Consider the following 21,858-nt stretch of genomic DNA (forward strand, 5'->3'; position numbering starts at 1 on the left):
CCTGACAACAGACCTTGCTCAGCGACTGCTACCACTTGTACGGCGGAATCGCCATCGTCACCAAAGTGTTCAATTGCGCTTGCTCGACAATCTCATTCTGGCTGGTTTCTGCCGATACAGCGACCGGATTCAACATCACAAGCAGAGCCCCCGTCGCGGCGACCGTACATACAAATAAAGTGTAAAGGCGTTTCATGGCATCGCTTTCAATTCTGGAGTGAAGTTTCATCTCATCCGGATGATCAGACAGACTCGCTAACGGCAACCGGCCAATGCACGGCAACAGGCGGCCCGAAGGAACGAACATTTTTTCTGTCTGCCGCCAATGGCCAGACACTCTTTTCGCGCATGTCCTTCAACATCGATTCCACCCATGGATTGCGCTTGGCACGCCATCTCGAATTCGCCGCCCCCAGTTCGGAAACAAATTGAGGCGTAAAAATGCGCGGTTCGGTAAGGCTATAGGGCGAGCCGGCTGGAGGTGTTTTATTGCACAGGTATTTCAATGCCTGATTACGTTTTTGTCGCAAAGCCACTTCAGCGGGATCAGTTTTCTTTTGTGCAAGCTCATGGCAAGCCTTGATATAGGCAGGCCACTCGACTGTCACACGGCTCTTGAAAAGAGTGGAAGCATCTTGCAAAGTCGTTTGGAGAATAGACATAATTCACCTCTGATTTTTACACTTCGGTTCGATGGTATTCAGAACACTCCGACTCCAGACTGCTGCCGTCTCATGTCAGTCAAATACATCAATACGACCGTGGCGGCTTGAGTAGAATCGTATCTGCGTTATGAATTGGATAATATAGGACAGTGCCCCGATTTCTTGTAGGAAAAAGCGAAGCCAAAGCCATGAATGGCGCATTCATACCGGAGAATGTCGCCTCGGTACAGCCAGCCGTGCCGCGAGCATGAAAAATACGTTTTGCCGATTTGTTGTACGCTTCGCTACCCGCATTCATTTAATGACATCCATGTCCGTTGACCAGCCAGCCGCGCAATCCACCCCCTCCATTCCATCGCTTGCCATTCCTGCCCTGTCGCTTGCGGCCTTCGCCAGCGCAGTTTCGCTACGCGTAACCGACCCATTACTACCCAGACTGGCGCAGGAATTCGGTATTTCGCTGGGGAGCGTCTCCTACGTCATTACCGCCTTCTCGATTGCATACGGCTTTTCGCAGCTGTTTTTCGGCCCCTTGGGCGACCGCTTCGGAAAGTACCTGGTCATTGCCTGGGCCTGCGTGGCATGTACCGCCACTGCACTCTTGTGCGCGCTGGCGCCCAATTACCCCTTGCTGATTGTTGCGCGCCTGCTGGCTGGTGCAACGGCAGCCGCTATCGTGCCGCTGTCGATGGCATGGATAGGCGATGTGGTGCCGTATGACCAGCGTCAACCGGTACTCGCCCAATTCCTGATCGGCCAGATCGTGGGTATCTCTGCCGGCGTTCTGTTCGGCGGTTTGGCCGGCGATTATTTCAGCTGGCGCATACCATTTTTCGGTATTTCGCTCTGCTTTGTATTCATCGCCCTGACGCTCTTTTCCTTCAACCGGCGTCTTCCTGCCTATGCACTGATCACGCACAAGGCAGAAGGGTCTGCACTGCGTCGGATGATCAATGAATTCAGTCAGATATTATCCCTGCCGTGGGCCCGCGTCGTACTGGTTACCGTCTTTCTGGAAGGCGGTTTTCTGTACGGCGCGTTTGCATTTATCGCCTCGCATCTGCACCGGGTACACCATCTATCACTGACAAATGCCGCTTCCCTGGTGATGTTATTCAGCCTGGGCGGCCTGCTGTATGCCAGCACTTCGCGCCGGCTGGTGCGCAAACTCGGTGAAAAAGGCCTGACGCGCTGGGGCGGAATCATTGTCACGACGTCCTTCCTCACGATAGGCCTGGCACCAAGCTGGCAGTGGGCCATCCCTGCCTGCTTCGCTGCGGGAATGGGTTTTTACATGCTGCACAACACCTTGCAAATGAATGCCACGCAAATGGCACCGGAACGGCGCGGTGCTGCCGTTTCTGCATTTGCAGCCTGCTTTTTCCTTGGCCAATCGGCAGGCGTGGGAGCCGCGGGGCTGGCCGTCGGACATTTCGGTACCGGGCCGGTTATTGCTGTCGGCGCAATCGGCGTCCTGCTGACAGCGCTGACTTTCAGTCGCCTTAAATCGGCAAGCTGAGCCAGTTGATCTATCCTGATCGTACAGATACTCAGCTTGCAGTCGGCTCTCCCGACTTGCCCGTTCCGCCGTTAGCGTTATACTAATGACGTGCCATCGCATATCGGGAGGGGTCTATGTACCGCAAAATTCTGGTCGCTTACAACGGCACGCCTGAAAGTCGTTCCGCCTTGCAGGAATGCATACGCCTGAATCCCGAGCCTTCCACTGAAATTCATCTACTCGCTGTCATCAATCCGCCACCATCGGTGGTCATTGGCGAATACGCGATGGTCTCCATGCTCGGTATTGAAGAAGAAATACAGGCCGAAAAACAGAAAATGGAGCACGAGTTAAACGATGGCTGCTCCTGCCTGCGCGAAGCCGGCCTCAAAGTGCAAACCCATATCGAAGTCGGTGAACCGGTGCCGACCATTGCCGAACTGGTCGATCAGCTAGGCATCGAGCTGGTCATTGTTGGCCATTCGCGCCATCAATCACTGGCCATGCGCTGGTGGCGCGGTGCAACCGATGCCTTGCTGGTAGAGAAAATTCGCTGCAGCCTGCTGGTGGCGACCGATCCCAAATAAATTTGTCTGTTTTGTACTGTGTTGAGAGGTATGCCACGCTGCAATCTTGCACTATTATCTATTCATCAAGCGATACACAATGTTACGAAATAGCAGTGGCAACGCACGGTTATTTGACGTTAAATACAGGCATTACTAGTGTGAGATCACCATGAAAAAATTGATGACGCTTTGCGGTTTGGCAACAGTCCTGACGCTGGCTGGAACGAATGCCTTCGCTGGTGGCGTGCACTGGTCGGTCAACGTCGGCGTAGGTGGTTTTTATCCGCCACCGCCTGTGTATTATGCACCGGCCTACAACAACTACTCCAATTACTATGCACCGCCGGTCGTTTACGGCAATGCCGTACCGGTATATGCACCACCGCCTGTGTATTATTCGCCGGCACCGGTAGTGGTTTACAGTTATCGGGAAAGACAACGTCTGCACGATCATGATCGTCGCTACGGCTATCAACGCGGATATCGTGAATATCGCGATTACGACCACTGATTTTTAATCAATCGCATACAAAAATGGCTAGTCGATTCGACTAGCCATTTTTATTCATACCGACGCATCGCCTATCTCCAGCCGCGATGACCGTAATGACGCGGACCATAATATCCACGCCCCGACCTGTACTGAAAACCGAAATTGACTGCCGGCGCGACGTAGACAGCAGGAGGCGCGGCATACACTGCCGGGCCGCCATAATAACCAGGTTGATCGTAGTAGCCGGCGTTATACGGTACAACGGCACATCCACCAAGGGCAGCCAATCCTGCCACTGCAAGAATGAGGCGTTTCACCATGCCTGATGTTGATTTTTTCATTGCGACAGCCTTTCCCGGGATCACTGCTGAAGAGAGAAAACGCATCCCGCTGCGTTCAAACAAGAGCTTCAATACCGACTCTCTCTTCATCCTTCAATACTGCAAAATTGCGTAGTAACCGTTTATCCAGTGACGCTTATCGTCCCACGCAAAATAGTTCTCTTTCCACTCACATCCTGTGCCATGTCTTAGCGACGATATTGATTGCGATCGTAGCGTTCATAATCGACGCGACGCACATCCTGCTGATAGCGATCGCGGTAATCGTTGCGGTAGTCATGTCGACCGGCATAGCCATCGCGGTAATACGGTCTTGCACGCACTGGAGCTGGCTGATAATAAACAGGCTGCGGCTGATAATAGACTTGCGACTGGTGACGTCCGTAATAACGGTCGTCGTCATGACCGGAGGCGCTGGCGCCAACCACTGCACCCAGCACACCGCCTATGATCGCCGCATCCTGGCCGCCGACGCTATTACCAATAACAGCACCGACTACTGCACCCAATGCCGTGTTGACACCACGATTGTCGGCAAACGCCGTAGTCGATATCGCAGTTGCTGAAACTGCAGCGGTCGCCAGCAAGGCAATGCCCATCCATTTTTTGTGCAGCATGATTGACTCCTTTGCGCCGTTGCGAAAACCAGATTTGGTTTCATGAAACGCTACGGCATGGAATCACTATATAGATCGTGTACGCAAAATCCACGAGAGAAATAGTCTTTTACAATTGTAAAGAAGTATGAAGAGCGTTCCTGCAGGGAAGCGGATGAAGAACATTCAAATACGGAATGCATGCAGAATAATTCACACTGGAAATCGCCCGTTTTTTACCAGAAAAAACAGTGGCGATCACAGATAGCATGCAGGACAAGCTTGCGACGGATTACTGCAGATTAACCTCGGAAACGATCTTCCATTGCGCGCCTTCCTTGGCCCAGTACTGACGCTTGCGTGTAATGTGCTTTCCCTTGCCGATCAAGGCTTCCTGGGTAAATGCGGCAACGATCAATTCTTTCTGATCTTTCTGGTCTGGATAGCGGAACAAGGTCACGTCGCGCAACTCCACATTGATCTTGCGCGCACCCAGAGTCGATTGCTGAATTTTCGTCAGCCAGCCATCCAGATTCTGCCCGCGTGCCGCCTTGAAACTGCGCGAGTAGTGTCGACGCAAGCGATCCGGGTCTGTGCTTTCTATATCGAGACGCCAGGCTTCCAGCATTTTATTGGCGCTGAGACGATCCGCTTCCCATTTTTCCTTGCTGACGAATTTGAGATCATCGCTGATGATGACGGGTGTATTGCCTATTTCCACCGCCGCAGACAATTCCTTCAAATCGGGATTCGTCAAGACAACGCAACCATCCGAAGACAAGGGTGGGCGGCTGTAGCTGTCCGATGGCGTGCCATGCAACCAGATACCGGAGCCGCCCCGGCCGTTGGCCTTGTCCCATTCATTCGGATAATTGATCGGCAAAGCGCCCGGTCCGTAAAATTCCGGCAGACGCGCGCCATCCAGCCTGGCGGTAATGTAATACACGCCCAGCGGTGTCTTTTGATCGCCTTCCTTGAGCTTGTCCACGCCCAGCTTGCCCTGGCTGACGTAGTAATCGCTGACCAGTTTTACCTGGTCTTTACTGCGTTCGTACACGTACAGGCGCGAGCGCTTGGCATCGACCAGCAGCAGTTTCTTCTGGTCGGCACGCATTTGCAGGAATACGCGCGGAATCAGATTCGGATCCGGACGTTCACGCAGAGACTTCAGACGCACGATCGCTTCAGCGCGCAGATTATTGAGTTTTTCCGCCGGTGCATTGGATGCTGCGCCGAAGGTCTTGATCGGTTGCGTATGCAACAACAGCAAATCGCCACGCACCAGATGGCCAAGCCGGAAAGTCGGATAGGCGGCTACCAGCGCATCGGCTTTTGCCTGCGCATCACGCAGGCGATTCGCTGCCAATGCCTTGTAGACATCGATCAGCATGACTTCCGGATCCAGCCGCGCCGGTATACCGGGCTTGCTGCCGCTGGCAAACGATGGCAGCGGCAATGCCGCAGCGCCGGCAATCAGTAAGCCTAAAGCTGCTGCACCTGTCCAACATCCAGTACGACGTGCGATTAAGCACAACTTTATTTGCAAACCAGTCATCAGCTACCCGCACGCTCCTGCTTGATGTGCCATTTGCCGGATTGCTTGACCATCACCAATGTTTTGCGGCTGTTCGCCTTGGTGCGATCCGAATCATAAATCTGGCGAAATTTCACCGTCGCAGTATTTCCATTCAAGCTGACTTGCGGTGTTTCTATTTTTACGCTGATGCGCGCCTTGTCTTCAATACGGGCACGACGCTCATCCGACCACGCCTTGCGCGATTGCCCTGCAGGCAGGTCGAAATCGCTGGCGTAGGCATTCAGATAAGCCTTCACGTCACGTGCACTCCATGCCTTGGCCCAGGTATTGACCGCATTCAACACCTGATCGCGTTCGGCAGCTTCGGCCGCATTGGCTTTGGCCTTCGCTTCACGCTTGGCTTCGGCTTCCAGCTTTTGCGCCTGTTTTTGTGCGGCCTTCGGATCAGCTTTTACTTCAGGCTTGGCCTCCGGCTTCACTTCAGCTTTCGGCACTTCCTTCACGACTGGTTTTTGTTCGACCTTGGGTTCCGGCTTTGCTTCGACCTTGACCGGTGCCGATGGCGCAGCAGCAACCACCGCCACTTTTGGATTGGTACCGCCGCTGGTATTGCCGACCAGAGTACGCACCATCGTTAACTTGGATTTGGCGCCCGTATTGTTATTGTCCAGTTGCAGTGCCTTGTCATAGGCCTGACTGGCCAGCTTTGCATGCACATCGCCCAGGTTTTCATAGGCAGTGGCGTAGGTTGGGTTGGTACGTATCGCCATATCCAGCGCGGTTCGCGCTTTTTCATACTGACCGCTGGATGCATACAGCACTGCCAGATTATTGTAAGGTTCCGGCAGAGTTGGATAATCGTCCGTCAGCTTGCTGAAAATCGCGATCGCTTCGGCAGATTTATTCTGTTCGGTCAGGATCACACCCTTCAGGAAGCGCATTTGCGCATCGCGCGGATTCTTGTTCAGAAATGCATCGGCTTTCGCCAGCGCTGCACCATGCTGCCCGGCACGCAACAATTGCGAAACATCGGAAAGTTCATCGGCCATGACAGGAAAAGCGCACAAGCCTGCCAGAGACAGAATCAGGGCCCGGCTCAACACGTAACGTAAGCCTGAATTGAAGGTGCGACGTGACGCGAAGAGCATGGTTTTCCTTGTTATGGTGGTGAGATAACTGCGCACAGCCGATATAGTACGACAAACCGCATGGCTTCCCAAACCGATTGCTGCATGGCGATGTGACAGTGCGGCTACGTTTTCAAGGAGGGTATCCAGACGGCGGAACGCACACGGCATGGCCGATATGCACTCAAGGCGGGATTTTCCGGGATTATGCCAGCTACGGCAAGCAGATCGCTAATATTGAAATGCCATTTCGACATTGGAACGCACCCGCAGCGCACAGCCTGATCAGGTCGTGCGCTGCAAGGGAAAGCGACTGATTATCAAGAAATTATCTTGCTTCAGACACATCCGCATCATTGGCACCGCCTGTCGGGGCGCTGGCCAGCGTATATGATATTTGCAGCGTCGCCGGCGCAGTCACGGTCAACGAGCCGGATGAAACTTTGGCAATCGCTGCGGCCGGCTTGGCTGTCTGCGGCGCAAACATATGCATCACGTCCGACTGCATATTCCAGCCGGCCACACCGACAAACAATGCCAGGCCGGCTGCAATCGATGTCCACATGCGAACACCGGATTTGTTTTTGTGCGATGCCGAAGCACCCGATTCGGCCAGCACGGCAGCAGCGCGCAGACGCCACTCTTCATGCTGCTCGCCACGATCGCTGATACGGGCCAGTAAATCGCGGGCGATTTGTTCCGCTTCGACCTGCCCGGCCTTCGACAATTCCAGCGCCGCTGCGGCAGTTTTTGCCTGTTCCTCGGCAGCGTTCAAGGCTGCGCGTTCCGCTGCCAGTTGCGCTTCCTGCATCGCTCTTGCTTCAGCTGCGGCAGCCAGGCGCTGTTTGGAAACTTCAGCCAATTCCAGCTCGGTGATCGCGCATTGCTCCGCTTCGTTGCAGGCTTTCTGCTCGGCCTGCAGTTTTTCTTCAATTGCGCTCAAGGCGATTTCACTCGCCTCCAGACGTTGCTGTTCCAGCACCTGCTGTTCTTCCAGCAGTTGCAATGCGCGCTGTTCGGCAATCGCACGTTGTTCTTCGACCTGCGCCAGTTCGCGTGCTTCCTGTGCTTTGCGTTCGGCCGCTTCCATCACAATTCTTTGTGCTTCGGCTTGCTGCATTTCCGTTTCCAGCAATTCCTTTTCCGCACTGGAGGCAACTTCCGTTGCATGCCGCAAGGCTTCCTGTGCCTGCGCTCTGCTGCGCAGGATATCGGCTTGTGCCTGCTCGGCGCGCGCTCTTTGTTCGGATGCCAGCAATGCTGCTTTTTCCGCTGCTATTTTTTCCTGCGTCGCCTGCAACATGAGGGCAGCACCGGCAAGACGCTGCTGCTCGGCCTCCAGTTTTTCCTCAATCGCATTCATCGCCTTTTGTTCGAGATCGGCGCGCGCACGTTCTGCCCTGGCCAATTCGACCGCTTGCCTGGCCTTGCCCTGTGCTGTGTGCGCAGCCTGAGCCTGCAATTCTGCTTGTTGTGCCGCGGCTTCCAGCATTTGCTTTTCCGCCTGCAGCATCGCCTCGTTTGAAGCACGCGAAGCCTGATCCGCTTCGGCACGCGCCTGCAATACGCCTGCCTGTTCCTGCTCCTGCTGGATGCGTGCTTCGGCTTCTGCACGTGCATTTTGCTCTGTCAGCAATTTCTGCTGAATCGCTTCCAGCGCTTTTTGTTCTGCAATGCTGCGCACGCGTTCCGCCTGCGCCAGTTCGAGCGCTTCGGCGGCACGCTGTTCTGAAGCCAGCGCACTGGCCTGTTGCAGCTCTGCCTTGACTCTGGTTTGTTCCAGCGTCTGACGGGTGGCTGCGCATTCGGCTTCCGCTGCTTCACGAATTTTTCGCTCCGCCATTTCGCTTGCGCGCAGCAACTCCATTTGCTGCAAATCGGCCTGTATGCGCGCGTCCGCTTCCGCTTTCGCGGCTGCTTCAATCCGGCATTTTTCTTCCAGCGCCTGCAAGGCAATCTCTTCCGCCTCGGCATGTTCACGCTGGGCACGTGTCAGTTCGACCATTTGGCGTACCTTGCCCAGTGCCAGATGTGCGGATTTTCTTTGCAATGCAGTCTTGGCTTTGGCCTGCGCCAGAATGTGTTCGTTAGCGACGCATTCCGCTTCGCGTGCTGCACGCAATTCCTGATCCGCTTGCTGCTGCGCCACCAACAAGGCTGCGTGCTCATCGTTGGCGCGGGCACGCGCTTCTGCTGCTGCACGTGCAACCTGTTCTTGCTCGATTTTTTTCTGTGTCGCGTGCAATTCCTGCTGCACTGCTTCCGCATGCGCGCGTTCGGCAGCCAGTTTTTCCTGCAAGGCCGCCAGGGATTTTTGTTCGTCCTGCAAACGTTGCGCCTGCACTTTTGCCAGGGCGACTGCTTCGTGCGCCTGTGCCAATGCAGCCTCGGCCGCTGCACGCTTCAAGTCGGCCTGCGCCATGATTTGTTCCAGCTTGAGCTTGATGGCGGCGCTTTCGGTTTCCTTCGCAGACAAGACTTTTTTCTCTGCCTGTTCCTGCATGCGCAACAAGACAGCCTGCTCCTGATCGGCTTCCGCACGCGCAGCGGCAGCAGCGGCAGCAGCTTCCTCTGCCTGGATTTTTTCCTGCGTAGCCAGCAGCGTGCGACGCTCTACTGCGACGCGTTCGTGCTCTGCGTTTGCCAGTTCCAGCGCCTGTTGCGCTTTTTGCGATGCGATTTCAGCCATTTGCTGTTGCAGGGCAACGCACTCTGCCGCCTTGTCGGCCGCAAATTTTTCCGAGGCTGAACGTGCAGCTGCCATATCCGCAGCTTCACGCTCCATCGCGGCGCGTTGTTGTGCCAGTTCTCTGGCACGTTGTTCTTCTTCTGCCCGCACGCTAGCGGCGGCTTCTGCCTGGCGTTCTGCGATCTCGCGTTGGCGCGCTTCCTCTTCCGCCCTCGCTTCAACTGCAATGCGTGCGCGCACCTGTTCGTCGGCTTGATGTTCTGCTTCCACACGTGCAATCGCCGAAGTCTGCAATTGCTTTTCAACCTGAATCCGCGCTTCTGTCGCTACGCGTACGCGTTCTTCCGCTTCACGACGTGATTGCGCAGCCACGGCAGCCATGCTTTCAACATGTTCACGACGCGCAGCAGCCGCACGCATTTCCGTTTCTGCATGCAAACGCATCTGGATTGCATCCAGCGCGCATTGTTCGGATTCCATGCGGGCTTGCGCCGCTGCATGCTGCTCCTGCTCGGTGGCAGCCCGCGCCAGCGCATCTTCACGCGCACGCACTTCAGCCGGCACCCGATTCAACATGGCTGCCAATGCCTTGACATCGGCTTCTTCGCGCTGCTGCGTCAGGATCACGGCGTCACGACGCGCACTGATCAGTGTTTTATTCGTTTCATGTGCGCTTTTTTCGCGTCGCTCATGTTCGCGCGCCAGATCGGCTACATGCGATTCAAGACGTGCCCGTTCTGCCGCTTCTTCCTGTGCTGCCTGGGTAGCAATTTCTGTGGCGCCTATGCGTTGTGCCATGTGCAGACGCGTTTTTTCTGTTTCCTGCGCCAGTTTTTCAGCGGCTTCGGCGGCCTGCGCGCTCAATGCAGATTCTTCGGCAATTTGTTCTACAGTCCGTTTGCGTGCCAGCTGCTCTGCCTTGGCGCGGCCGATCGCAATGATGCCGAGCTGGGTATCGGCTTCGGTGCGTGCGCGCAGTTCGGCGATTTCCTTGTTGACAGCCAGGGTGCGTGCTTCGCTGGCGGCGCGTGCCTGACGCTCCACTTCGAGGCGCGCGCGGCTGGCGGCAATCGCTTCTTCGGCAGCCTTGGCATTTTTATTGGCTTCGGCAATGGCAGCTGCATCGGCCTGGGCACGATCTTCTGCCAGCGAACGCGCATGCGCTTCGGCATAAGCGCGATTTTCGGCACTGACAGTCGCCTTGGCTTCCGCCTCCACGCGTGCAATTGCTTCACGAATCGCCTTCAGATCCATGCCCGCGACACGGGCGCCACTCTTCGGCGCATCGAGAACGCTGTCAATGAAATCGTCATTGCCGGCATCGGCTGCTTGCAGAGTAAGGTTTTTACGCAGTGCCTGATTCATGTCCATCGTGGATCCTCTTGAAGGTCAATTCCGCTCGCTTGCGCCAGCCGGAGTTTCTTAATAGGCATTATCGAGGGATGGGGTGACAATCAGGCTTGAAAAAGAGGGGGGAAATACGGTCATTTCCGCGATATGGCAAGCCGCTACAGGCTTGTGAAGGAGCCGACCGGTTACGTTTCTTACGCCTTGAGGCCGGATAATTCCTGCAAAATACCGTTCAAGCGCTCCATTCTGAACGGTTTGGCAAGGAAGTAATTCATCCCTGCATCCATGCAGGTTTGTATATCCGACAAGGCGCCAGCTGCCGTCAGCGCGACGATAGGCAGGCTGGAAGCAGGTGCCGACATGCCGCGAATCGCACGCGTGGCGGCCAGTCCGTCCATTTCCGGCATGTGCATATCCATCAGGATGACGTCGAATACGCCTTGCTGCACGGCGCGTACGGCCTCGTGACCATTCTGTGCAATCTGCACCGTATGGCCGGATTTTTTCAATAATGCGACCGCGACCTTTTGATTGATTTCATTATCTTCTGCCAGCAAGATGTGCAAGGTGCGGCTTGCCGGCAAGGTCGGAGCAGCAATCATGTCCGGTTTTTCCCCGGATTCAAGTGCAGCGGCAAACGTCAACTCGAACCAGAAACGACTACCCTCGCCCAGCGTACTTTCAACGCCAATGCAGCCACCCTGCATCTCGACGATTTTCTTGCAGATGGAGAGGCCGAGGCCGGTCCCGCCGAAACGCCGGGAAATCGAATTGTCGGCTTGAGAAAAAGACTGGAACAAGCGTGCCTGTGCTTCCGCTGCAATGCCGATGCCGCTGTCGATCACGGTAAAGCGCAACGGTATCTGCGTACCGCTGGCCGGAAGCCGTTCTATTGTCAGCGTCACCCCACCTTGCTCGGTAAATTTCAGCGCGTTGCTGATCAGGTTCAGCAAAACCTGGCGCAAACGTCCGACGTCGCCCGTCAGCGCGCGCGGCAGATCGGCGTCGTACGCTACGTTGAGCGACAAGCTTGCACCTTGCGTTCTGGAACCCATCAATTCGATCACGCTGCCGACTGCCTTGATCAAATCGAAAGTGACCGCCTCGAATTGCAGATTGTCCGATTCCAGTTTGGAAAAATCCAGAATGTCGTTGAGGATGATCAGCAAGGCTTCCGCTGAATACTGTGCGGTTTCCAGATGCTCGCGCTGCTCACCATCCGAAGCCCGTGCCAGGGCGAGCTGCATCATGCCCAGCATGCCGTTCATCGGCGTACGGATTTCATGACTCATCACGGCAAGGAATTCCGATTTTGCGCGATTCGCCGCTTCCGCCTCGTCTTTCGCCAGCGATAAATCGTGTGTGCGCTCAAGGACCTGCTGCTCCAGATCACGGCTGAGATTTTCCAGCGCGACAATATCGTCATAAGAACGCAAGGCAGAAATGATGCAAGTCAGCAGCTTCTGTCGCGTCAATTCGGTTTTGGATTTGTAATCATTGATGTCGTAGTCGACGACGACATCACGCTCCGGTGCCTGTCCCGGCTGTCCGGTGCGCAACACGATGCGCACGCTCCGGTTGTGCATCTGTTCGCGAATATGGCGCACCAGCTTCAAACCGGCGTCATCCTCTTCCATCACGACATCAAGCAACACGATGGCGATGTCCGGGTTGGCCGTCAGCGCATCGCGTGCTTGCAGCGCAGAATACGCATGCAAAAATTCCAGCGGCCGCCCCTTGAAAACCACATCGAGCAGTGCCACCGCTGTTACCTGATGCACTTCTTCCTCATCATCGGCAATCAGGATTTTCCACGGCGGCCCGCTGCTGTCGTGACTGTTTTCCTTTTCCGGCGCAAAGGCAAAATCTTCAAACATGATGCGCCCTAGACATTGCGTGACACGGCTTGCGCTGCAAGCGCTGCCGTAGCCGGACTGCGTGGAAAACGCACGATGAAGGTGGTACCCACGCCGACCTGGCTTTCCACGCTGATCTGCCCCTGCAGGCTGCCGGTCACCAGATTGTGAATGATGTTCAGACCCAGGCCGCTACCGCCGCGACCGCGCATGGTGGTAAAAAACGGATCGAATATTTTTGTCAGGTTTTTTTGCGGGATGCCGCTGCCATTGTCGGAGAAGCGCAATTCGATCAAATCCGTTTCCAGACCTTTCGCATAGACGTTGCGCACCACGATCAGCATTTCGCCCGGCATGTCGCCAGGGAAAGCATGCAGCAATGCATTCATCACAAAATTGGTGATGATTTGCGCCAATGCTCCGGGGTAGGTATCGATCTCTATCGTCTCGTCGCAATGGACCGTCATTCGGTGTTCGGAACGACGCAACATCGGACTCAGGTTCGACAGGACTTCATCGATATACGTCTTCAGGCGAAAAATGCGCCGCTCTTCGCTGGTCTGATCCACCGCCACATCCTTGAAACTTTGAATCAGCGTGGCAGCGCGTTCCATGTTCGACAGCAGGAGCTTGCTGATCGTGGCGGCAGTGCCGACATAGGCATCCAGATCGGAACGCTTCATCTCGCCACTCTGGAATAGCGCTTTCAGACGCGTGGTTTCTTCCGCCAGCGTCGAAGCGCCAGTCACGCTGACGCCGACCGGCGTATTGATTTCATGTGCGACACCCGCCACCAGCTGTCCGAGCGAGGCCAGCTTGGCCGATTCCACCAATTGCTCTTGCGTTTGCCGCAATGAGCTCAACGTAATGTGCAGCTCGGCATTTTTCTGACTGAGCGCCTGCGTACGTGCTTCGATTTTTTGTTCCAGGTCGTTGTACAAGCCGGCGTTTTCCAGCGAGATCGCAATCTGCGTCGACAATATCTGCAACAGCTCCGTATGTTCTGCCGTGAACGCATCGACAGCCAGATTGTTTTCCATATACAGGATGCCGACCAACTGGCCCTGTTTATTCAGCGGCAGACACAGTATCGATTTCGGATGCGCGCGCGCGATGTAAGGGTCGCCATTAAACTGGCTGTCGTTCAGCGCATCGCCCAGCACGACTTTTTCACCGGTGCGTTTGACATAATTGATCACCGCCAGCGCCAGATGCGTGCTTTTCTCTACTGCCATTCCATGCTGCAGAGTGATGGTATCGGCGTTGATTTCCGCCTGCACAAACAAGCGGCCGTGCTCGATGAGCAGCAAGGCGCCTTTTTGCGCACCGGCATTTTCAATCAGCAAATTCATCAGCTTGGCCAGCAGCTTGTCGATTTGAATTTCACCCGACAGCGCTTGCGATGCACGAATCACGGTTTGTATATCCATCTGCCGTTCGTGCGCTTCGGCCAGGCCGCGGCTGTCGATGCGTTTGCGGGCCATCACGCGTGTCAGCAAGACAGGATAAGCCGCCTCCAGTTGCAAAGCCTTGGCAAATCCGCCCCATTCTTCATATCCGGCATGTGCCTGTTCCAGATGCATGCGTGCATTGGTCTCTTTTGCCAGTGTCAGATAAAACTTCCCGGCCAGTTCGTGCGACAGGGCTTCATCGCCGGCAAACCCATGCTCGCGTGCGCCCTGGATTGCCAGTTCGTAAAACTGCTCGGCACGCCTGATTTTACCGGCGACACGATAACGTTCTGCTTCGACCAATTGCCATTTGTGCAGGTAATTCATCGGTGCATGCTCGGCCCACGGCTTGAAGCGACGCTGCATGCGCTGTACGCTGGCCAGCACCCGCGCAGTGCCGGCGTCGCGCGAACGGCACTGCGCCAACTCGGCCAGCGCATGTATCCACAACAGGAATCCTGACGATGGCGTACCGAAATCGAAGCCCGGCAAGTCGATCGCTTCCTGAGCGTGTCGCTGTGCACTGGCATATTCGCCGAAATAATATTCGCCTATCGCCTGTATCGTCCGCACATAAAAAACACCCCACGGATCGGCCGCAGTTTTGCGCGCCTGCACATAGTCTTCCTGCTCGCGTCCCTGCGTGATATCGACGATAGACTCGCCGGTCAGGCGTGAAAATAGCAACGCCCACGGAATCATCACGCCAAGCAGCGCGGCATAATCCATCTTGCGATAGATATCCAGATCCTTGCGTATGGTCACCAGCGCATCCTGCACATTGCCACCCGACTGGAAGCGGATCGCATCCGAAAACGACAGCGCAACCATGGCGCCCGGCCTGTCGCCGATTTCCATCGCCCTGGTGTAGGTATCCAGCAAGGGTTCCAGCGACAGGCGCAAGTGTTCGCGATGGTGACGAATGATGCCGTGAAAAATACCGACTGCGCCCAGCAAGCGTTTATGTCCGCCAAGCTGCGCTGCCGCCTTGCCGAATCGATAGCCGGCATCGGCCTGTCCCAGTTTGCCCACCAGCGTACGGCCCCATACTGCATACGCATAGGCAGCATGCGGCGAGGAACCGTAATGAATCGAACGGCGCACGATTTCCAGCGCGACCCACAACACAACGTTCGATCCCGCCAGATAGGTAAAGCCGTAACCCAGAAAAGCCATCGTTGCATGCAGTTGCAGCAGATATTGCGGATCGGTCGCCGGCGGCAAATCCGCCAGCTCCAGCGGATCTCTGCCGCGCAAGGCCAGCTTGAGTTTGAGGCGCGCCAGACGAATATGTTTTTCGCTCAGGTTGGCAGGCATTTTGATGCCGGAAATTTCCAGCATCTCGATCCCGGTCTTCATCAATTCCTTCGGCTTGTAAATCGCGCCGTAGCAGCGAATCAGGTAATCCTTGGCAGCGATGATTTCGTGCGGCGTTGCGCTTTTTTCGCAGACGATCTCGCACAGCCTTTCCATTTCGCGATAATCGGCACGGGCAAAGGCAACGTTGATCAACTCCATGTACAAATCGTGCATGAAGTCCGGTTTTTTACTCCAATCCTCGACACTTCCGAATGCATCGGCAATCTCGATGCAGTCACAGTGCACATCGAAGGCGGCCGATTTGCGCGCTTTTTTCGCTGCCAGCAAATTCAGGTTGGCAAGTTCATCCTTCTCCTGCTGCTGCACCAACAATGCGCGCCCCTGATTCAGGTGATCGACGATGTCGAAAATACGCTCTTCCTTTTCCGCTGTCGTCAAACTGTGCAGCAGCAGGCGGCCGATTTTCAGATGCACGGCATCGGTTTCATGTCTGGCGATGCCTTCATACGCAGCCTGCTGCACCCTGTCGTGCTGAAACTGGTAGGAACAAGGCACCAAAGTGACTGCCGCAGCAATATGCTCTGCCGGAAAAATCAAACCGGTTTGCAGCGCATCGTGCAATAACTCGCTGATTTCCTGCTGCGATTTTTCGCTCACCGTTTCCAGCGTTTGCAGATCGAAGCGGTTGCCGATACAGGCTGCAATCGTCAGCAGACTTTGCGTTGCCTGCGGCAGACGGCGCAATTCCCTGGTCAGCAAATCCACCACGTTATCGGTGATATTCAGCGCCTGGATCTGTGCGATATCCCAATGCCACGACCCGCTTTCAAATCGCAACAGGCCGTCGCTGCGCAGACTCTTGATGAACTGGCCGATGAAGAAAGGATTGCCTAGCGTCTTGCGATAAATCAGTTGCGCCAGCGGACGCGTTTCAAGTACATCGCGCTTGAGCGTATCGGCCACCAGCTCTTCCATGCTGTCTTCCAGCAAGGGACTCACTTCCACCGTCGTGACAACGGTATGCTTGCGTATCAGATCGAGCGTCAGATTCAGCGGATGCGCAGCATCGACTTCATTGTCGCGATAGGCGCCAATCAGGAGCAGGCAGGGATCGTCCAGATCCTTCATCAACAGCGTGATGAGTTTCAGCGAGGCCGCATCCGCCCATTGCAAATCGTCGAGAAACAGCACGACGGGATGGTCGCTCTGCGTAAATACGCTGACGAAATTCTGCATCACATAGTTGAAGCTGTTGCGCGTGGCGCCCAGCAACGGAGCCTGTGGCTGCCTGCCAATAATGAATTCCAGCTCGGGAATTGCATCGATGATCAACTGCCCGTTGGGGCCGAGCGCCTTCAGCAGTTTGGCGCGCCATTCGGCAATCCGGCTTTCGCTTTCAGTCAGGATTTGCCGCATCAATTCGCGGAAGGCCTGATTGAATGCCGAATACGGAATCGTACGTTTGAACTGGTCGAATTTTCCTGAAATGAAATAACCACCCTGCGCCACCACCGGTTTGTGAATTTCATTCACCAGTGAGGATTTACCTATGCCCGCATAGCCGTTTACCAGCAGTAATTCAGCCCCGCCCGTGGCCACCCGCTTGAACGCATTCAGCAGGCGGCTGTATTCATAATGACGCCCGTACAGTTTCTGCGAAATCTGCAGCCGATCACACACGTCGTGCTGCGCCAGCGCGAACGGTTCGATAATCCCGGTTGCAGCCAAGGCAGAGCGGCAGTGTTCGATATCACTGAGCAAACCCTCCAGGCTCTGGTAGCGATCCTCGGCATTTTTCGCCAGCAGCTTGAGAACAATATTACCCAGCGTGTCGGGAATTGCCGGATTGAAGCGGCCGGGCGGCAGCGGCTTTTTCGCGATGTGGCTATGCACCAGCTCCATCACGCTGTCGGATTCAAAAGGCAGATAACCGCTCAGTAATTCATACAGCACAATGCCAAGCGAATAATAGTCGCTGCGATAATCGACCTGACGGTTCATGCGACCGGTTTGTTCCGGCGAACTGTAAGCCAGCGGCACTGTTGCGTCATTACGCAATTCAACCGTACCGTCCGACAGCAAACGCACATTCGCCAGGCACAGTGCCTGATGCAACTCGGTGCGTTGATGTGCGTCGCGCAAGGCGCGTATCAGGGAAGCAATCAGGGTCAGTGCTGCAGTCAGATCGTACGCATAATCGTCGGTCGGCACTTGTCCGTCGGAATCAGGCGTCCGGCGAAAAAACATGGCGCGATGCAAGCTGGTTTTCACCGGCTCGGATCGTGTCGCCAATGGCGCCCAGGTCGATGATTGTCGAAGTTTGATTTGATGCCCCACGTCGATTCAAACCGGCAACAAGCGCACCGGATTTTCTTGCAAAAAGATTAATTGCAGTTGATGATAAACAAGCATTAGCCGGCTCACCGCCCCGCCTAATATAGCTTGAAATGCCTGCTGCGCGGCAACGATATGGTATCAAACAAATAATAAATCATGTCCAATAAGCCACTCGCCCAGGAAATCATTCCCGCCCACGAAATCGACGACACGCGCGACCTTGCCACCCGCCTGCAAGCCAAAATCGTACGAGACAATCCGAGCGGCATCATGCGCCGCGACGCCCATCCGAAAATGCACGGTCTGGTCAAGGCGGACTTCATCGTCGAAGCCGATCTTCCAGCCATGCTGCGCGTCGGCATTTTCAGCACGGCGCACACTTACAAGGCATGGATACGCTTCTCCAATCAGGACGGCAACATACAGGACGATACCGCGCGCGACATCCGCGGCATGGCCATCAAACTAATGGGCGTTGCCGGTGAAAAACTGCTGGATAGCGAGTTGCACGCACAAACGCAGGATTTCATCCTCATCAGCACCAATGTATTCGTCACCAGGGATGTGGCTGAATTCGACGCGCTGATCAAGGCAATGACCGGCAGCATCTGGGCAAAAATCAGCTACTTTGCAACGCACTGGCGCGTCATCCGGAATTTGCTCAAGTCACTGAAAAAATTCGCCAATCCGCTGCACATCCGCTACTGGAGCACGACGCCCTACCTGTTCGGTGAAACCGCCGTTAAATATTCCGTCATTCCGCATGTCACGCATCCCGACAGCATCCCGCCCGCACCCGATCCTGATTACCTGCGCCTGGCCATGGTGCGGCAACTGGCGCAAGGCGAAGCGGTATTCGATTTCTGCGTGCAACTGCAAACCGATGCAGACAGCATGCCGATAGAAGATCCGGGCAAGGAATGGAGGGAGGCGCAATCACCGTTCCGCAAGGTCGCTACCATACGCATCCCGCAGCAGGAGTTTGATAGCGAAGCACAACGCGTGTTTGGTGAAAACCTGTCGTTTACACCGTGGCACAGCCTGCCTGCGCACAGGCCTCTGGGCGGCATCAATCGTGCACGAAAAATCGTCTACAACGTGATCTCAACCTTCCGCCACGAACGCAACCGGGTGCCGCGCCAGGAACCGGATGACTGGGAAATGTGAAAGCACTTTATGTTGGAACACATCCGAAATCCGCTGTCGGCTGCAATAAATCACATCAGTTCAACGCCAAAGCGGCGCATCAGCAGAGCAAACACAGCGAAACAGATAACGGTAATCACTATAGAGGCGAGAAGCGTAGGCCAGAATCCGATACGCGACAATAGCGGAGGAAAAATCAAAAACATTGGCAGCGTCGGCACCACGTACCAAAACGTATACCAGGCATGATTTGCCACTTTCGCTTCAGGCTGTTTTTCCACATGCAGCCAGATCAAGGTAAGCACCGTAATCATCGGCAACGCGGCAATCAAGCCGCCCAGCTTATCGCTGCGCTTGGCGAACTCGGAAACAAGAACCACAACACCAGCAGTAATCAGATATTTCGTAATGATCCAGGCCATTTTTTCTCCATAAATTTGCACATGCCGCAACGAAGTATTGCATGTCGCCGCAATACAAAAACCAGGATCTCTTCTTGCAATAAGAAAAACATATGGTAGAGTTATTTACATAAATGTAGATAAAGCTACCAATCATGAAATGGATACTACTCATTCTGACCTTGCCGACAGAAAACGCCACAGCGCGTATGAGGGCATGGCGGGCACTCAAAGCCTCCGGTGCGGCAGTCTTGCGCGATGGTGTTTATCTACTGCCGGAACAGGATGGCTGCAAGACAACGCTGTCCGAAATTGCCGACGATATCGACAGGAATGGCGGCACGACGCACTTATTGCACACAAGTACAGATAAGGACGCATTCCTTGCCTTGTTCGATCGCTCGACAGAGTTCGCCGCATTGTCCGATGACATTGCCCAATATCGTGCCAAGCTCAGCGACGACACTGCGACGGAAACACTCAAGCAGGTACGCAAACTACGCAAAACCTTTGAGCAGTTGGCGGCTATCGATTTCTTTTCCAGCGAATCGCAAAAACAGACAAATGCCGCATTACTGGAATTGGAAACGGCGGCAATTCGAATCCTGTCGCCGGATGAGCCACATTCCATCACGGGAGAAATTCCACATTTGTCGCTTGCCGATTATCGCGGCCGTACCTGGGCAACGCGTGCGCGTCCCTGGATGGATAGGCTGGCAAGCGCGTGGCTGATTCGCCGCTTTATCGACCCGAAAGCGAAAATTCTCTGGCTGGCATCCCCGGCAGACTGTCCGGCCGATGTCCTGGGATTCGACTTTGACGGCGCAAGGTTTTCTCATGTCGGTGCCAAAGTGACGTTTGAAACCTTGCTGGCCAGCTTTGGACTCGATTCTCCGGCACTCGCGCGACTCGGCGGCATCGTTCACTTCATCGACGTCGGCGGCATACAGCCGCCGGAAGCCAGCGGTATCGAACGTGCACTGGCGGGCATACGTGCAACCGTTACCAATGACGATCAACTTTTAGCGATCGCTTCAGGCATCTTCGATGGTCTGCTCACGACCTTTGAACAGGACATGTCAGCATGAGCAACATCACTTCCAATACGGCTCCGCATGCTGATGAGCAAACTCGGCCGGATCAAGTGTCTTTCTGGCAGGCTCTTAAATTGTGGTTCAAATTAGGTTTCATCGGTTTCGGTGGCCCTGCCGCGCAAATATCTCTGATGCACAGAGAACTCGTTGAACAAAGACGCTGGATCAGCGAGCGGCGTTTTCTGCATGCGTTGAACTATTGCATGCTGTTGCCGGGACCGGAAGGCCAGCAACTCGCTACCTATATGGGCTGGCTGATGCACCGTACCAAAGGCGGTATCGCAGCTGGCGTGCTGTTCGTACTGCCCTCATTGTTTTTCCTGATTGCCTTGTCCTGGCTGTACATCGCTTACGGTCATGTACCGCTGATCGCCGGTTTGTTTTACGGTATCAAGCCGGCAATTACAGCAGTGGTCGTGCATGCGGTTCATCGCATCGGTTCGCGCGCATTGAAGAACAATCTGATGTGGGCGATTGCCGCCGCATCCTTTGTTGCCATTTTTGCGATGAATGTCCCATTTCCGATCATCGTCGCCACGGCAGGCTTGATCGGCTATCTCGGTGGTCGCTATATCCCGCATAAATTCACTGTCGGGGGAAGTCACGGGCAGGCCGATAAATCGTACGGCCCTGCATTGATCGATGACGATACGCCTACACCTGAACATGCCCAATTTCGCTGGTCTGGATTGACGAAAATTCTGGCTGCAGGGGGCGTGCTGTGGTGCGTACCTATGGCAGCCTTGACGCTGCGCTTCGGCTGGGACCATACGCTCACGCAAATGGGCTGGTTCTTTACCAAAGCCGCCTTGCTGACTTTCGGCGGCGCCTATGCCGTACTGCCTTATATCTATCAGGGGGCGATCGGAAATTACAACTGGCTGACGCCGACCCAGATGATCGATGGCCTGGCCCTGGGTGAAGCAAATCCCGGCCCGCTCATCATGGTGGTCGCTTTTGTCGGTTTTGTCGGCGCTTATGTACAGGCCGTGTTCGGTCCTGATTTGCAGTTCCTTGCAGGTGCGACCGCAGCCGTACTCGTGACATGGTTCACTTTCCTGCCATCGTTCATCTTCATTCTGGCGGGCGGGCCATTAGTCGAATCCACCCACGGCAATCTGAAATTCACTGCACCCTTGACGGGCATTACGGCTGCCGTAGTTGGCGTGATCCTCAATCTGGCTGTGTTCTTTGCCTATCACGTCTTATGGCCGCAAGGATTTGCCGGCAGCTTCGACTGGATCGCAGCCTTAATGGCAGTTATCGCGGCGGTGGCCTTGGTTCGCTATAAACGCAATGTCATTCACGTCATCGCAGTCAGCGCTGTGATTGGACTGGCTCTGAAAATGTTCATGACTTCAGCGGGATGAATGTCGTATGCGCAT

The 21,858-nt window shown here is 55.1% G+C and carries 16 protein-coding genes; 6 read left to right on the plus strand and 10 right to left on the minus strand.

The genetic code is table 11. The features are described from left to right. Nucleotides 1-28: 28 nt before the first annotated feature. Together ABWP27_RS06750 and ABWP27_RS06755 are read right to left on the minus strand one after the other, a co-directional pair. Nucleotides 29-196, minus strand: coding sequence for a hypothetical protein (locus ABWP27_RS06750; protein WP_353155070.1), 168 nt, complete (start codon nt 194-196; stop codon nt 29-31). Nucleotides 197-242: 46 nt separating this feature from the next. Continuing rightward, a complete protein-coding gene (locus tag ABWP27_RS06755; protein WP_353155072.1) occupies nt 243-662 on the minus strand; it encodes a hypothetical protein in 420 nt (139 codons plus the stop codon). 304 nt (nt 663-966) lie between these two features. Between ABWP27_RS06755 and ABWP27_RS06760 the strand changes: the two genes are divergently transcribed. The 3 genes from ABWP27_RS06760 (at nt 967) to ABWP27_RS06770 (ending at nt 3,246) form a co-directional block, all read left to right on the plus strand. After that, nucleotides 967-2,184 carry an MFS transporter gene (locus ABWP27_RS06760; RefSeq protein ID WP_353155074.1) on the plus strand — a complete coding sequence of 406 codons (1,218 nt, stop codon included), beginning with the start codon at nt 967-969 and terminating at the stop codon, nt 2,182-2,184. A gap of 116 nt (nt 2,185-2,300) precedes the next feature. After that, nucleotides 2,301-2,753: a universal stress protein gene (locus tag ABWP27_RS06765; RefSeq protein WP_353155076.1), complete on the plus strand. Its 453-nt coding sequence runs from the start codon at nt 2,301-2,303 to the stop codon at nt 2,751-2,753. 151 nt (nt 2,754-2,904) lie between these two features. Next, on the plus strand, nt 2,905-3,246 hold the full coding sequence (locus tag ABWP27_RS06770) for a hypothetical protein (protein ID WP_353155078.1): 342 nt from the start codon (nt 2,905-2,907) through the stop codon (nt 3,244-3,246). 71 nt (nt 3,247-3,317) lie between these two features. Here the strand turns inward: ABWP27_RS06770 and ABWP27_RS06775 are convergent, their stop codons facing one another. The 7 genes from ABWP27_RS06775 to ABWP27_RS06805 all read right to left on the minus strand — a co-directional run bounded on the left by ABWP27_RS06775 (nt 3,318) and on the right by ABWP27_RS06805 (nt 17,742). Beyond that, the gene (locus ABWP27_RS06775) at nt 3,318-3,641 is read right to left on the minus strand and encodes a hypothetical protein (protein WP_353155079.1); all 324 of its coding nucleotides are present in this window, start codon (nt 3,639-3,641) and stop codon (nt 3,318-3,320) included. 116 nt (nt 3,642-3,757) lie between these two features. After that, nucleotides 3,758-4,186, minus strand: coding sequence for a YMGG-like glycine zipper-containing protein (locus tag ABWP27_RS06780; protein WP_353155080.1), 429 nt, complete (start codon nt 4,184-4,186; stop codon nt 3,758-3,760). A gap of 271 nt (nt 4,187-4,457) precedes the next feature. Continuing rightward, nucleotides 4,458-5,621, minus strand: coding sequence for a L,D-transpeptidase family protein (locus ABWP27_RS06785; protein ID WP_502905324.1), 1,164 nt, complete (start codon nt 5,619-5,621; stop codon nt 4,458-4,460). 98 nt (nt 5,622-5,719) lie between these two features. Next, nucleotides 5,720-6,850: a nuclear transport factor 2 family protein gene (locus ABWP27_RS06790; RefSeq protein WP_353155084.1), complete on the minus strand. Its 1,131-nt coding sequence runs from the start codon at nt 6,848-6,850 to the stop codon at nt 5,720-5,722. 307 nt (nt 6,851-7,157) lie between these two features. Further along, nucleotides 7,158-10,889 (minus strand): hypothetical protein, encoded by a 3,732-nt coding sequence (locus tag ABWP27_RS06795; protein WP_353155085.1) that lies wholly within the window; start codon nt 10,887-10,889, stop codon nt 7,158-7,160. A gap of 173 nt (nt 10,890-11,062) precedes the next feature. Then, the gene (locus ABWP27_RS06800) at nt 11,063-12,745 is read right to left on the minus strand and encodes a response regulator (protein WP_353155087.1); all 1,683 of its coding nucleotides are present in this window, start codon (nt 12,743-12,745) and stop codon (nt 11,063-11,065) included. Nucleotides 12,746-12,753: 8 nt separating this feature from the next. Then, nucleotides 12,754-17,742 carry a trifunctional serine/threonine-protein kinase/ATP-binding protein/sensor histidine kinase gene (locus tag ABWP27_RS06805; RefSeq protein WP_353155088.1) on the minus strand — a complete coding sequence of 1,663 codons (4,989 nt, stop codon included), beginning with the start codon at nt 17,740-17,742 and terminating at the stop codon, nt 12,754-12,756. Between the two features lie 246 nt (nt 17,743-17,988). On the opposite strand from ABWP27_RS06805, the gene ABWP27_RS06810 reads away from it, so the two are divergent. Then, nucleotides 17,989-18,999, plus strand: a complete 1,011-nt coding sequence (locus tag ABWP27_RS06810; protein WP_353155090.1) for a catalase family protein — start codon at nt 17,989-17,991, stop codon at nt 18,997-18,999. A 50-nt stretch (nt 19,000-19,049) separates the two neighbouring features. Here ABWP27_RS06810 and ABWP27_RS06815 read toward each other — a convergent pair whose 3' ends face one another. Next, nucleotides 19,050-19,400, minus strand: a complete 351-nt coding sequence (locus ABWP27_RS06815; RefSeq protein ID WP_353155091.1) for a DUF3147 family protein — start codon at nt 19,398-19,400, stop codon at nt 19,050-19,052. Nucleotides 19,401-19,534: 134 nt separating this feature from the next. Here ABWP27_RS06815 and ABWP27_RS06820 point away from each other — a divergent pair, with 134 nt between their 5' ends. Beyond that, complete coding sequence (locus ABWP27_RS06820) at nt 19,535-20,467, plus strand: chromate resistance protein ChrB domain-containing protein (protein ID WP_353155093.1); 933 nt, start codon at nt 19,535-19,537, stop codon at nt 20,465-20,467. Then, nucleotides 20,464-21,843 (plus strand): chromate efflux transporter, encoded by a 1,380-nt coding sequence (chrA, locus tag ABWP27_RS06825; RefSeq protein ID WP_353155094.1) that lies wholly within the window; start codon nt 20,464-20,466, stop codon nt 21,841-21,843. The genes ABWP27_RS06820 and chrA overlap by 4 nt, the downstream gene beginning before the upstream one ends. The last annotated feature ends 15 nt before the right edge of the window (nt 21,844-21,858 follow it).

Source organism: Herminiimonas fonticola (assembly GCF_040395855.1).
Lineage (GTDB): Bacteria > Pseudomonadota > Gammaproteobacteria > Burkholderiales > Burkholderiaceae_D > Oxalicibacterium > Oxalicibacterium fonticola_A.

Bases quoted from the DNA above. Each gene is read 5' to 3' on its own strand.
- ABWP27_RS06750 (WP_353155070.1), bottom strand. From the start codon at position 196: ATGAAACGCCTTTACACTTTATTTGTATGTACGGTCGCCGCGACGGGG.
- ABWP27_RS06755 (WP_353155072.1), bottom strand. From the start codon at position 662: ATGTCTATTCTCCAAACGACTTTGCAAGATGCTTCCACTCTTTTCAAG.
- ABWP27_RS06760 (WP_353155074.1), top strand. From the start codon at position 967: ATGACATCCATGTCCGTTGACCAGCCAGCCGCGCAATCCACCCCCTCC.
- ABWP27_RS06765 (WP_353155076.1), top strand. From the start codon at position 2,301: ATGTACCGCAAAATTCTGGTCGCTTACAACGGCACGCCTGAAAGTCGT.
- ABWP27_RS06770 (WP_353155078.1), top strand. From the start codon at position 2,905: ATGAAAAAATTGATGACGCTTTGCGGTTTGGCAACAGTCCTGACGCTG.
- ABWP27_RS06780 (WP_353155080.1), bottom strand. From the start codon at position 4,186: ATGCTGCACAAAAAATGGATGGGCATTGCCTTGCTGGCGACCGCTGCA.
- ABWP27_RS06790 (WP_353155084.1), bottom strand. From the start codon at position 6,850: ATGCTCTTCGCGTCACGTCGCACCTTCAATTCAGGCTTACGTTACGTG.
- ABWP27_RS06795 (WP_353155085.1), bottom strand. From the start codon at position 10,889: ATGGACATGAATCAGGCACTGCGTAAAAACCTTACTCTGCAAGCAGCC.
- ABWP27_RS06800 (WP_353155087.1), bottom strand. From the start codon at position 12,745: ATGTTTGAAGATTTTGCCTTTGCGCCGGAAAAGGAAAACAGTCACGAC.
- ABWP27_RS06805 (WP_353155088.1), bottom strand. From the start codon at position 17,742: ATGTTTTTTCGCCGGACGCCTGATTCCGACGGACAAGTGCCGACCGAC.
- ABWP27_RS06810 (WP_353155090.1), top strand. From the start codon at position 17,989: ATGTCCAATAAGCCACTCGCCCAGGAAATCATTCCCGCCCACGAAATC.
- ABWP27_RS06815 (WP_353155091.1), bottom strand. From the start codon at position 19,400: ATGGCCTGGATCATTACGAAATATCTGATTACTGCTGGTGTTGTGGTT.
- ABWP27_RS06820 (WP_353155093.1), top strand. From the start codon at position 19,535: ATGAAATGGATACTACTCATTCTGACCTTGCCGACAGAAAACGCCACA.
- chrA (WP_353155094.1), top strand. From the start codon at position 20,464: ATGAGCAACATCACTTCCAATACGGCTCCGCATGCTGATGAGCAAACT.